10 protein-coding genes and 2 pseudogenes are annotated in these 12527 nt (G+C 43.8%); 7 read left to right on the forward strand and 5 right to left on the reverse strand.

The features are described from left to right. Window positions 1-122 (forward strand): annotated as a pseudogene (locus H5300_RS23065) (cation transporter); the annotation flags it as partial. Window positions 123-172: 50 nt separating this feature from the next. On the opposite strand, the gene yddG reads toward H5300_RS23065, so the two are convergent. Both yddG and yjjG read right to left on the reverse strand, forming a co-directional pair. After that, window positions 173-1102 (reverse strand): aromatic amino acid DMT transporter YddG, encoded by a 930-nt coding sequence (yddG, locus tag H5300_RS23070; protein ID WP_182796991.1) that lies wholly within the window; start codon window positions 1100-1102, stop codon window positions 173-175. 121 nt (window positions 1103-1223) lie between these two features. After that, window positions 1224-1898, reverse strand: a complete 675-nt coding sequence (yjjG, locus tag H5300_RS23075; RefSeq protein WP_102504253.1) for a pyrimidine 5'-nucleotidase — start codon at window positions 1896-1898, stop codon at window positions 1224-1226. A gap of 224 nt (window positions 1899-2122) precedes the next feature. Between yjjG and H5300_RS23080 the strand changes: the two genes are divergently transcribed. The 3 genes from H5300_RS23080 (at window position 2123) to H5300_RS23090 (ending at window position 4823) form a co-directional block, all read left to right on the forward strand. Continuing rightward, window positions 2123-2275, forward strand: a complete 153-nt coding sequence (locus H5300_RS23080; RefSeq protein ID WP_017085475.1) for a hypothetical protein — start codon at window positions 2123-2125, stop codon at window positions 2273-2275. 260 nt (window positions 2276-2535) lie between these two features. Then, a complete protein-coding gene (gene yiaY / locus H5300_RS23085; RefSeq protein WP_004730228.1) occupies window positions 2536-3684 on the forward strand; it encodes an L-threonine dehydrogenase in 1149 nt (382 codons plus the stop codon). A 215-nt stretch (window positions 3685-3899) separates the two neighbouring features. Continuing rightward, window positions 3900-4823: a hypothetical protein gene (locus H5300_RS23090; RefSeq protein WP_182796992.1), complete on the forward strand. Its 924-nt coding sequence runs from the start codon at window positions 3900-3902 to the stop codon at window positions 4821-4823. Window positions 4824-5015: 192 nt separating this feature from the next. Here H5300_RS23090 and H5300_RS23095 read toward each other — a convergent pair whose 3' ends face one another. Together H5300_RS23095 and H5300_RS23100 are read right to left on the reverse strand one after the other, a co-directional pair. Next, window positions 5016-5450, reverse strand: a complete 435-nt coding sequence (locus tag H5300_RS23095) for a YccF domain-containing protein (protein WP_182796993.1) — start codon at window positions 5448-5450, stop codon at window positions 5016-5018. 504 nt (window positions 5451-5954) lie between these two features. Continuing rightward, window positions 5955-7031, reverse strand: a complete 1077-nt coding sequence (locus tag H5300_RS23100; RefSeq protein WP_182796994.1) for a low specificity L-threonine aldolase — start codon at window positions 7029-7031, stop codon at window positions 5955-5957. A gap of 302 nt (window positions 7032-7333) precedes the next feature. Between H5300_RS23100 and H5300_RS23105 the strand changes: the two genes are divergently transcribed. From H5300_RS23105 to H5300_RS23115, 3 genes are all read left to right on the forward strand, one after another. After that, the gene (locus H5300_RS23105; protein WP_182796995.1) at window positions 7334-7948 is read left to right on the forward strand and encodes an NAD(P)H-dependent oxidoreductase; all 615 of its coding nucleotides are present in this window, start codon (window positions 7334-7336) and stop codon (window positions 7946-7948) included. 3 nt (window positions 7949-7951) lie between these two features. Then, window positions 7952-9877, forward strand: coding sequence for a monovalent cation:proton antiporter-2 (CPA2) family protein (locus tag H5300_RS23110; protein ID WP_017079747.1), 1926 nt, complete (start codon window positions 7952-7954; stop codon window positions 9875-9877). A gap of 542 nt (window positions 9878-10419) precedes the next feature. Continuing rightward, complete coding sequence (locus tag H5300_RS23115) at window positions 10420-11643, forward strand: DUF819 domain-containing protein (protein ID WP_182796996.1); 1224 nt, start codon at window positions 10420-10422, stop codon at window positions 11641-11643. Between the two features lie 81 nt (window positions 11644-11724). Here the strand turns inward: H5300_RS23115 and H5300_RS23120 are convergent. Next, window positions 11725-12402, reverse strand: a pseudogene (locus H5300_RS23120) (hypothetical protein); the annotation flags it as partial. Window positions 12403-12527 lie beyond the last annotated feature (125 nt).

The following is a 12527-nucleotide window of genomic DNA, read 5'->3' on the forward strand; positions in this document are numbered from 1 at the left end:
TTCATACCAACGACCAACAAGCCATTGCGGTCGATGATATTGAACGAACGCGCCGCCAGCTTAAGCGACGCCTATCTAAGATGCCTTATGAGCTTCAATTGAATCTCAATGTTGCGAGTTAAGTTTTCCATAGCAAACGAGGACACTCCTCATCCGAGAAGATAAACTCAGATTAAGAGTGAGATTGAACCTTTTTAGAAGCCGACGCCTTTGCCGTCGGCTTTTCTCTTGTTACCCACCAGCAAGCGAGTGAACCAACGGTTACCATACAAACGCCCTGCCAAAATGTCATGGTCAACGACAAGCCTAAAATCAACGAAGAGAGTACGGTTGCGAAGATTGGCGTAAAATACGACATGGTCGCAAGAAATACCATATTGCCACCCAGAATTGCCGTATTCCAAAGCGCATAGCCTGCGCCCATACAAGTGCCAGCTAACGCTAAATCAATCGCCGCACTCGTTGTCATCACCATGCCTGTTTCATCACTCAATGCGTATTTGATCCACAGAGTGATCGCCGTAGCGATAAAGAAAAGCACAATCGCATTCTGCCCTTTAGCAACGCGCTGTGTGTAGTTGCAGTAAACAGCCCAAATAATCGCACCAAAAAACGCCATAGAATAGGTCTTAGGATTAGTCGCAATGTTGGCAGCAATTTGATCAACAGATAGACCTTGGTCACCACTGATGCTCCAAGCCACACCGAAGAATGCCAAAAAGATACTTGGATAAACCAACCAGTTAATCTTCTTGTCGCTCAGCAACACCGCAAACAACACCGTCAGTGCCGGCCATAGATAGTTGATTACTGCCATCTCTATCGCTTGATGTCGGCTGTTCGCCATTCCCAAAGCCAGAGCCAGGAAAATCTCATAACAAACGAACAAGGCGCCGCCAATCAGCAAGTAAGACTTAGAGAAGCGTGACAACTTTGGTAAACCCATAACACAGACCAACAACAGTGCACTCACCGTGTAAAGGCTGGCAGCACCACCAATTGGACCTAGCTGTTCTGAGACGCTACGAGACAGAGCAATCAAGCAGCTCCATAGTAAAATGGCGATAATACCGTAGCAGCTATAACGATGAGATTTCAGCACGCCTTTTCCTTTATCTATTTTTGATGGTCACTCTATGGTTAAACCAAGTTCAAAATAATTGGCCGAGTACATTTTCGTACTCGGCCATCAACACTTTGTTTACAAAGCATCTATCAATTAACTAAGCCAACAGTAGAGCTTGTAAGTCAGCCAAAGACTTCACTTGATAGTGAGGATTGATGCCAGCTGGTGTTGTCTTTTCTTGACTGTTTAACCAGCAAGTTTCAATGCCAAAATCGAGTCCGCCTAGAATATCTGAATGTGGGTTATCCCCGACCATCAATATTCTTTGTTTCGATGGCAATCCAACCAGCTTATGCGCATATTCAAAAATCTCGGCATCCGGTTTGGCTACCCCAACCTCTTCAGAAATAATCACGTGCTCAAAGTAATCCGTCATCCCTGTACGCTCTAAACGGATAGACTGAAGCTCTGTAAAACCGTTAGTAATGATGCCCATGTTCACTTTGCCTTTTAAAGACTCCATCAACTCTTGCGCACCCGGTAACAAAGAACAGATATCCGCCATCGCCGTTAAAAATGCACTGTTTAAAGCAGCGGTTGTTGTTTCAAGCTTTTCAGCCCAACTTTCGAAGCGCGTATGTTTCAGTTGGTCTGCGGTAATGCGACCATCTTGGTAATCGACCCAAAGTGGTAAGTTAACCTTTTGATAAGCTGAATAATCTTGCTCGCTGAAATCCACACCAAAGCGAGAAAACATCAGCTTCATTCCTTGATAAGCATCAAAATGGAACAAAGTTTCATCTGCATCAAAGAATATCCAATCGTACTTCATTTTATTTCCTATTATTCGCGCTGTTGAGCAGTGCATGCACTGTTTTTGTCGTTGTTTTTATCGTTGCCTCAAGGGCGGAGCATCACTTTACCCTCAATTTTGTGAGCCTGTATATAAATCTAATAATTTATAGAAAACAAGCCACAAGTCATGATGTATCGCAAATTTTGCCACATATTAAACCAATACCATACAAGAAATACACTTAGGTACCGGGAGGTACTATGAAGCACTTTTTACCGTCATCTGTCATGCTCACCCCTTTTCTTGTCAAATACTATGACGAGGAGCCAGAAGACACGCTTGATTCTGAAGAGTCACAAGAACCTCAAATTGAATGCAGTGACGACTCAGATAAAAAGTCGACACAAGACTAACTAGAGCAGCTTTCAATGAAAAACCTTACTTTTCATTGTTATAGAGCACCATTCTGCCCTTAGTTGAATCAATTTATCACTATCCATTACTGACAAAGAACACAGCCAAAATCCATGAAAACGATTGCTATATGAGCCCTATCACAACGACTAGCCACAAAGTGGTAGTTCGGAATCAAAGTTGTTCCAGATCAATGGTCAACCGCTTGAATGCCGACAACATGTAGGAAATTAAAAATCATAATTAACGGAGTTTTCCAATGTCTACTGCATTTTACATCCCTACAATCAACTTCATGGGTACTGGCTGTTTGAAAGATGCTGCTGATAGCATCCAATCTCAAGGATTCAAAAAAGGTCTGATCGTAACTGATAAGATCCTGAATCAAATTGGCGTAGTTAAGCAGGTACAAGATCTTCTTAGCCAGCGTGGCGTAGACGCAGTTATATTCGACGGTACTCAACCAAACCCAACCATCACTAACGTGAACGATGGCCTTGAATTGCTGACTGACAACAATTGTGATTTTGTTGTTTCTCTCGGTGGCGGTTCTCCACATGACTGTGCAAAAGGTATCGCTCTGGTTGCTTCTAACGGCGGCAAGATTGCTGATTACGAAGGCGTAGACCAATCTGAAAAGCCAATGATGCCACTGATTGCTATTAACACCACGGCTGGTACTGCATCTGAAATGACCCGCTTCTGCATCATTACTGATGAAGCTCGCCACATCAAGATGGCTATTGTGGATAAGCACACAACACCACTAATCTCAGTAAACGATCCTGAGTTGATGCTTGCTAAACCTGCATCATTAACGGCTGCAACAGGCATGGACGCGTTAACGCACGCAATCGAAGCTTATGTTTCTATCGCAGCAACGCCAATTACAGACGCTGTAGCAATTAAAGCAATCGAGCTTGTGCAAGCACACCTAAGAACAGCGGTAGCGCACGGCGAAGACATTGAAGCTCGTGAGCAAATGGCTTACGCACAGTTCATGGCGGGTATGGCTTTCAACAACGCTTCACTAGGTTACGTTCACGCAATGGCGCACCAACTAGGCGGTTTCTACGACCTTCCTCACGGTGTATGTAACGCTATCTTGCTTCCACACGTTCAACGCTACAACGCACAAGTTTGTCCTGAGCGTCTGCGTGATGTGGCAAAAGCAATGGGTGTGAATGTTGAAGGTATGACAGCAGAGCAAGGCGCAGAAGCAGCAATCAACGCGATTGTTCAACTTGCAAACGACGTGAACATCCCAACAGGTATCGCGCAACTTGGTGCGAAGCTAGAAGATATCCCAACGCTGTCTGACAATGCACTGAAAGATGCTTGTGGTTTCACTAACCCTAAACAAGCGACACACGAAGAGATTTCAGCAATCTTCGAAGCGGCAATGTAGTCTAAATACAAGTCACTTTTTATAGCTAACACAAACGGGCTCAACTCTGAGCCCGTTTTCTCTTTTCTGTCCGATGCCTTTCAAATCTTTTCCTTCTCCACTAGCCGCTAATCACTAATCACTAATCACTAATCACTAATCACGAAAAAGTCGCATTGTTGCAATCGCTTAGTTATAGTTAAACTATTGATATATAGAATGACAAACAGGTTCCATTGAGTCGTAAGAAAGCTAGCACCTCATTATTAACATCACTTCTTGCTTACTCCGCTCAAGCAGAGGCGCAAAATGAGTGCCACAGTCAGCCGTTAGAAGACGCCCCTGTCGAAAAAGCTTACCATTTCCTGAACAGTAAATTTTGCCAACCCGCTCTGTGGTTTGACAGTTTTTTTGTTGATGACCGCATTACCGAAGATGCCAGAGCTGGCACGTCCGTCCGTTGGTATAACGATTTTATTTACTCGGAAGGTGGCGAGGTCGACTACTCAACAAAACTCAAGGCGCGTCTGCATCTTCCTTTTGTGAGTAAACGCCTAAAGTTGATCTACGAGTCTGTCAGCGATGAAGAGTTCTTGGATTTTTTCCCGAATGATTCAGATGAATTGGACAGTGCGTTAGGCCTGCGTTACGACGCTTATGCCAAAGGTTATAGCAGCTTCAATATTAAGGCGACATTACGACCGCGTATTGAAGCTCGCTATCGTTTTACCTACCCTCTCACAACCGATGTGGTATTCAGACTTACCCAGCGGGTATATCAAGAAAAACAAGAAACTGGCGAGATCACTGACGTCGATTTTGATCTTTCTTTAAGTGATGATTTCTTGGCTCGATGGTCAAGCTTTGCAGGGTACAACGATGATCTCAAAGGTTGGAAGTATGGTACGGGATTAACCTTGTATCACTACCTTGCCCAAGACCAAGCACTTCAATATAGCGCTACAATTAATGCAACGGATGAGCCTCATAATCATTACGAATACGCTCAGGTTTCGGTTACCTACCGACAAAACGTATGGAAAGAGTGGCTGTTCTACGAACTCATCCCTCGTTATCAATGGGAACGAGAACCCCATGAGAAACATACGGAAGAAGCTAACATCACCCTTCGGCTTGAAGTCCTGTTCAATAATGTGTAGCTCAATAATGTTGAGTTCAACAACGTATAGCTCTACAGTATCTAGTTCAACAGTATCTAGTTCAACAGTATCTAGCTCAACAACGCCTAGTTAGTGTTTGAGAGATAAGCATTGAGAGATAAGAACAGAGGCACAAAAAAAGCACATCATACGATGTGCTTTTTCAGTTCAATCAAGGCGTAGACTGCAATCTTAACCTTTGTAATTTCTTACTCGCGCCGCTTCTGCTTCACGCTTGTCGACCACGGTTTTACCGATTGGCGCCAATGAGATAACCGCGAGCTTAAGGTGCTGAATCGCAAACGGAATACCGATAATAGTAATGAAACACGCTACTGCTGACATGATGTGACCAATCGCCAACCAGACACCCGCAAATAAGAACCAAATGATGTTACCAATCATACCAAGCGGGCTCGTACCAATGTCCATTTCATTGGTCAGCTCGTCACGCGAAATCGCTTCCTGACCAAATGGGAAGAATGAGAAGTTACCCATAACAAAACACGCTCTACCCCATGGAATACCAACGATGGTAAGGAATGCGAGCAATCCGAAGAACCACCAAGCTAGTCCCATAAATACGCCACCGAACAGAAACCAAATGATGTTTCCTATTGTTTTCATTCTGTATTCTCCAAATCTTGTAATACTGTTTATTTCATATGCCGAGTAAGGCAATACTTGTTCTAATAGGTTCATTATTGTTGAACCTTTATGAACCGTTTATGAATCACTTACATTTTATGTGATTGATACACGCCACGAAACGCCAAATCCGCATAGGGCTCATCGATTTTATTTGATACCATGCTCTTAGATTTTTAGTACCACAAAGCTAAACAGCTACAATAGCTACAACAACTAATTGAAGGCCGAATTTATGAACAACACTGAGCAACCTAAAAGGAAAATGAAAAACTGGGTGCCAATCGTCTTCTTCGGACTTCTCAGCACAGTCCCAGTGTTCATGTTCTTAGTCGACGTTTACATCAACCAGTATATGTAACAGAGCCGGACATCCTGGCTATATAAATGGATATAAGAACCCTTTCCTGTATCCATTTCAGTTCCAATTAGATCAGTTCTTCTTCAGTCAGCTCTTCTGTAATCAACTCAACTCTTCGTTAATCAAATCAGCTCTTCGCTAATAAAATCTAGAATGTCTATCAGCTCATGATCAGGCAAATTTAGTAAGTTATCCCCTACATACCATTCAATCTTACATTGGTTTGGCAACTCACTGATCGCTGGGTTTCCTATCCAAATCTTGTGTTTCTTCGCGATGTTATCTCTCACAATAATGCCGTCTTCATAGCTCACAGGTAAATATAGGTGAAGCATGTTGACCTGCGGTTGCTGCGGATTAACAGTGAACTGAGGATAATCTAATAAGATTTGGTAGATCTGTTTTGTTCGCTCAAACAGCGATGGCATCAACTCTAATCGCTCATCAAACTGCATTGCAGCTGAAACCACATAAGGCGTTCGGTGATAAACATTGCCGCCCTGACGCTTCATCCACGCAGATGCTTTCGCCACAAAGGCTTTATCACCCAGTAACAATGAACCACCGAGGCCGTTCAGCCCCTTATAAAGCGAAACATAGGCACTATCAAAACCCTTGGCAATTTCGCTGTATGGTTTTTGGTAATACGCGCCGCATTCCCACAAACGCGCACCATCCATATGAAGGTGAATTGATTGTTCTTTGCAGTACTGCTTTATCGCTTCAAGCTCTTCCCACTCAGGCAGCTGACCACCAATCTCTCGCATCGGTAGTTCATACAATGCCGCGGCAATCTCATCAGGCCACGCCTTTAAGTCATCAACATTCCAAGTGCGAAATACGTTGCCTACTGGAAGTACATTGAAGCGGTTTTGGAGCTGATACCCTTGGCGTTCATGACGCATAATGTGACTCGATTCATGCATCGCCACTACTGGGTTTCTTTTCTCTTGGCACGCAATTTCTAATGCTGTTGGTTGATTCATGGTGCCAGTAATCACAAATACAGCCGCTTCATAACCTAGCAGTTCCGCGACTTTGTTTTCGAAGCTCTCGATAAACTCACCATCGCCGTAGCTATCATGGCTCACATTGTGTGTCTCACACCATTCAGCCATCTGAGCGAATGTTTGTGCTGGAGTCGGTTCTAGGTGACCGGAAAGCAACAAATCACATTGTTGACGCAAGTCCATGCTCATAGTTTTTCCTTTATTCATTGTTGTTCTATGTAGGGTTATTGGATTATTTACGTTACCCGCCAACGGTGACATAAAATGCCCATATTCGCTTTTACTATTCGTGAATAATTAGTTTTACTCAGTCATCGGCGGCTTGTGCCGGAATACTCAAATTGACGGATGTTTTATATAATTAAGTACCTAAAAACACACGCATCTAAATAGATAAGTATGGGCTAATTCGTTGTTGTTCAACCATTCTTCTATTATTGTATATCTATAATTCCAATAAATATTATTCGTTAATGGACAAAGAGGGCTATATGTCGAAAAATCGAGTCTTGGTGCTATTCGCCCACCCTTCTCAGCATCGCTCTGAAGCTAACAAACCCTTATTTGAACAAGCCAAACGCATTATCGGGGTTACCTGTGTCGACCTCTATGCTGAGTACCCAACCTTCAAGATCAATATCGACCGTGAACAGAAACGCCTGTTGGACCATGACATCATCATTTTTCAGTTCCCACTATATTGGTACTCAACACCCGCGATTCTTAAAGAATGGCAAGACCTTGTTCTCGAATATGGCTTTGCTTATGGCACCGACGGTAATGAACTGCAAGGTAAAAGCTTGTTATGCAGTATCACCGCTGGTGGCAAGAAAGATGCTTATCAGACAGACGGTTATAACCACTTCACCATACGTGAACTGCTTCACCCAATCGAACAAACAGCATCTTTGTGCGGCATGAACTACTTGGCCCCATTGGCTTTATTTGGTTCACGTACTGCGTTGGAAGAAGGCCGAATTCAAGATCACGTAAACAGCTATAAAACACTTTTAGAGGCTTTTGTTGCGGGCGAAGTCGACCTTAAAAAGGCAAGCAAGGCTGAAAAGCTAAACCATTACGTTGATGAACTGATGAGCAGAGGTTAAATCATGACAGGATATTTTCTACAAGCATTTATCTATTTGCTTGCCGCAGTCATCGCGGTTCCTATCGCCAAAAGGCTTGGTCTCGGATCTGTGCTTGGTTACCTCATTGCAGGTGTTGTGATTGGCCCAATTATCGGTTTGGTTGGCGAAGAGACGACAACCATTCAACACTTTGCCGAATTCGGCGTAGTGATGATGCTGTTCTTAGTCGGGCTTGAACTTGAGCCTAAGATGCTTTGGGCAATGAGAAACCGTCTTATGGGACTGGGTGGCCTGCAAGTTGGCGGCACTACCGCGATTGTTATGGGTATTGCCCTATTCTTCGGGCAGCCTTGGACGATAGCACTCACCATCGGTTTGATCTTCGCACTGTCATCAACCGCGATTGTTCTACAAACATTCAATGAAAAAGGGTTGTCCAAAACTGAAGGGGGCAAGAACGCTTTCTCTGTGCTGCTTTTCCAAGATATTGCCGTCATCCCTATGTTGGCGTTCATTCCTCTATTAGCGTTGCCAGAATTAATTGAAGCTGCACAAAGCGCGGTCGCTTCAGCTTCTGATCACCATGAAGAGTTAAGTCTCGTTGCTGGCCTACCCGGTTGGGCTTATGGCCTTGTGATCACGGCATCTATTGCGATTGTTGTTGTCGGTGGGCACTTCTTGAGTCGTCCACTGTTCCGCTTTGTTGCAAGCTCAGGTCTGCGTGAAATCTTCACTGCAACCGCACTGATGTTGGTAATTGGTATTGCTGCACTAATGAGCCTAGTCGGCCTATCACCGGCTTTGGGTACCTTCCTTGCGGGTGTGGTATTAGCCAACAGTGAATTCCGCCACGAACTTGAGTCTAATATCGACCCGTTTAAAGGGCTACTACTTGGCTTGTTCTTTATTACCGTAGGTGCAGGCATCAACTTTGATGTCCTATTCAACGACTTTGGTTTGATAATTGGCCTCACCCTTGGCGTAATGCTACTCAAAGCCTTGGTGCTATTCACACTGGCTCTGATATTTAAAATCAGAAATAGCGACCGATGGTTGTTTACATTGAGCTTGGCGCAAGCCGGTGAATTCGGTTTTGTCCTACTGAGCTTCTCATCCCAAAACCATGTACTGCCAGCCGATATTGTTCAAACACTGTCGCTGGTTGTTGCACTTTCAATGTTCCTAACGCCAGGGTTATTCATTCTATTTGATAAAGTGATACTTCCTCGTTACGAGCAAAAGTCTAACGATCGCGAAGAAGATACCATCGAAGAGAAAGGTACGGTGATCATTGCTGGTATTGGCCGATTCGGTCAGATTGTTAACCGCTTATTGGTATCGAATGACGTCAATACTGTGGTTTTAGATCATCAAGCTAATCAAGTCGACTTGCTACGTTCAATCAACATCAAATCTTACTTTGGTGATGCGACTCGTCATGACTTATTGCATACCGCTGGTATCGAAGAAGCCGCGATGTTGGTTGTGGCTATCGACAACCAAGATTCAAGTGTTGAATTGGTCAAATACGTTAAACACAACTACCCTAAAGTGAAAGTCTTAGCGCGTGCATTCGACCGTGGTCATAGCTACCGCTTAAGAGAAGCGGGTGCAGACTTTGTGGAATCAGAGACCTACCATTCTGCTCTTGAAATGGGTGCAGAAGCCTTGCGCTCTTTGGGTCATCACCCATTCTTCGTTGAACAACAGAAATCGACGTATCAACGTGTTGAAAGCCGTAAGTCTGAAAAGCTCTACCAAGCTTGGTCTGAGGCAGAAGAGAACCCGCGCTACGACAACAACTACCGACAAATCTTCATTCACCTTGAAGAAGCAATGAAAGAAGATATGAAAAAAGACCGTTCAGACAAGCACTCTCGCTCTGAACGAGGTTGGACACCGCCACCGAAAGGCTATGCTGATGGCTTTGAGGAAGAAGAGTCCTAAGCAGAACTCTAAATAACGGCGCTAGATAACCATACTAGGCAACCATCAAAAGCGGCTATTTAGGCCGCTTTTTCTTTCATTGAACCCCTACAAAACGTCAAATGAGCATAAGTATCAGGTGCTGAAACTCGTAATCCGAGAGATTTATGTGATCTAGCTAAAATTTTTAATTTCTGACCACATGGCAAAAGTGAATTCACTTTTTACATTATTGAAACATTCCAACCTCGCATAAACCACACCGTAAGCATGGCTATATATGCACTCCATCTAACCATTCGAACATCGAGTCGATTTATAGCGACCACTCTCTAAGGCTTGAATTACATTGCATATATCTAAACTCGCCTCACAAGCTGCCATTAAAACATTCATAATACCAATAATTAATGCTACACATTCACAAATTCAAACCGTAAAAATTAACACAAACGTTTCAAAGTATGTCTATCGTTACAATTTGTAACGTATGTCAGTTGTCGGTATAGTCCTGCACTTCAAAAAGTGAGGCGGTTGCGCTCACCTTAAAGGAGATAATAATAATGATTACTAATGATGCTGTAATAATGGGCATGTTAGCTGTTATTCTTGGCGGTGTTTTTATCACGGAAAGTAGCCAAAATAGCGCACTGAAAAAATTCTACTCGTTCGTTCCGGGTCTATTGCTCTGTTACTTTGTTCCCTCATTGCTGAACAGCTTCGGCATCATCGATGCGTCAAACTCAAAGCTATACTTCGTTGCAAGTCGCTACCTATTACCGAGTGCACTCGTTCTTCTGATCATCTCAGCAGACCTTCGTAAAATATTTGGCCTTGGTTCTAAAGCCGTCATCATGTTCCTAACTGGTACTGTTGGCATTATCATTGGCGGGCCTTTAGCGATTCTAATTATCGACCAAGTTAACCCAGATCTTGTATCTGGCGATGTATGGCGTGGCCTAACAACTGTGGCAGGTTCTTGGATTGGCGGCGGTGCAAACCAAGCAGCAATGAAAGAAGTGTTCGAGGTTGATGACCAATTATTCTCTGCAATGATTACGGTTGATGTTATCTGTGCGAACATTTGGATGGCCGTGTTACTTATCATGGCAGGTCGTCAGAAGAAGATTGATGCATGGTTGAAAGCAGATACTTCATCTATTGAAGCTCTAAAAGAGACAGTTTCTAAATACCAAGAAGAGAACGCTCGCCCAACGACCACAACTGATCTCATGAAGATCACGGGTATTGCGTTTGGTCTTACCGGCCTAGCTCACTTATTTAGTGACCTAATCGCACCTTGGATTTCGACCAACGCTCCAGAACTCGCGAAATACAGCCTTACATCAGGCTTCTTCTGGTTAATCGTAATGGTGACAACGTTCGCGCTCATCGCTTCATGCTTCAAATCAACACGCAGTCTTGAGCACAGTGGCGCATCAAAGGTAGGTTCAGCGTTCATATACATCCTAGTTGCAACCATCGGTATGCAAATGGATGTGACGGCTATCTTAGACAACCCAGGCTACTTCTTCATTGGTATCACATGGCTAACTATCCATGCCATTCTAATGATTGTGATGGCGAAGCTTATCCGTGCACCACTGTTCTTCATGGCTGTCGGTAGCCAAGCTAACGTTGGCGGCGCAGCATCGGCTCCTATCGTAGCTGCAGCGTTCCACCCAGCATTAGCGCCAGTTGGTATCCTAATGGCTGTATTGGGCTACGCTCTAGGTACATACGGGGCCTACATCTGTGGCCTCATCATGCAGGCTGCTGCGGGTTGATAGAAGCGCTTCAATGCAGTAACACAAAAGGCTGAACGATCATCGTTCAGCCTTTTTCATTTCTACTCTTCAACTCTTAGATTAATCAAACAAAGACGCCAGCTTATTTTCCACCACAGGGCTGATATTAAAGCTCAACATAAAATCAGGACGTGTCTTTTCATCTTTCTCAATATAATAGTTCGCTTCAATGCCGAACTTCCAAGGACGTCCATTCAACACCGTTGTTTTAGTGACACTTATATTTAGTGGAACTTCTGCCTGATCCTTATTCCAGTCATATGAGAATGTCGGTGCAGAACCAACCGTCCAACCTCCACCTAAGATCTCAACCCAAAAAACTTGGGTCGATGTCTTGTTGATTCGAGTATCAGAATGGTCAGCCCCGTCTCCAGAAACACCATACAAGTGATTTGGGAACACACCGACAACTCGTTCACTACTCGCCTTCCCGACCATAAACTCTGGCCCAACAGCAAATTGATCCGCCGTTAAGTCACTACTGCCCGTTGGCAAAGAGGCAAAGAGACCGAAAGCGACGATAGTCCCACCTTCCATTTTAGGCGCATAAGCTAAATCAAATGAGATGTCAGTAACGCCTGACTGATCCATATGTTGGGAGCTTGTCGACGTATCCATATTGAAATCATTCTGAACATAAGAGATAGCCGGGCGGAAGATCACTTTATCGCCATTATCCATTGGAAACGGTAATGTCGGCTGTAATACGGTCGCGAAAGCATCCCCTCCACTATCGTAAAAGGGCGGGATCGAACTTTATTCATTGAAAATAAAGGATTTATTTTACAGGGAACTTTTTTAGATAATCACGATCTGATCATGAAGTAAAAAAACATGAGAAATTCGCACATGATTATCATTGA

It is taken from the genome of Vibrio sp. SG41-7 (genome assembly GCF_014164465.1).
GTDB classification, from domain to species: domain Bacteria; phylum Pseudomonadota; class Gammaproteobacteria; order Enterobacterales; family Vibrionaceae; genus Vibrio; species Vibrio splendidus.

Coding starts and splice junctions, on each gene's coding strand:
- H5300_RS23110 (WP_017079747.1), top strand. CDS start 7,952: ATGACAGGATATTTTCTACAAGCATTTATCTATTTGCTTGCCGCAGTC.
- H5300_RS23105 (WP_182796995.1), top strand. CDS start 7,334: ATGTCGAAAAATCGAGTCTTGGTGCTATTCGCCCACCCTTCTCAGCAT.
- H5300_RS23095 (WP_182796993.1), bottom strand. CDS start 5,450: ATGAAAACAATAGGAAACATCATTTGGTTTCTGTTCGGTGGCGTATTT.
- H5300_RS23080 (WP_017085475.1), top strand. CDS start 2,123: ATGAAGCACTTTTTACCGTCATCTGTCATGCTCACCCCTTTTCTTGTC.
- yiaY (WP_004730228.1), top strand. CDS start 2,536: ATGTCTACTGCATTTTACATCCCTACAATCAACTTCATGGGTACTGGC.
- yjjG (WP_102504253.1), bottom strand. CDS start 1,898: ATGAAGTACGATTGGATATTCTTTGATGCAGATGAAACTTTGTTCCAT.
- H5300_RS23115 (WP_182796996.1), top strand. CDS start 10,420: ATGATTACTAATGATGCTGTAATAATGGGCATGTTAGCTGTTATTCTT.
- H5300_RS23100 (WP_182796994.1), bottom strand. CDS start 7,031: ATGAGCATGGACTTGCGTCAACAATGTGATTTGTTGCTTTCCGGTCAC.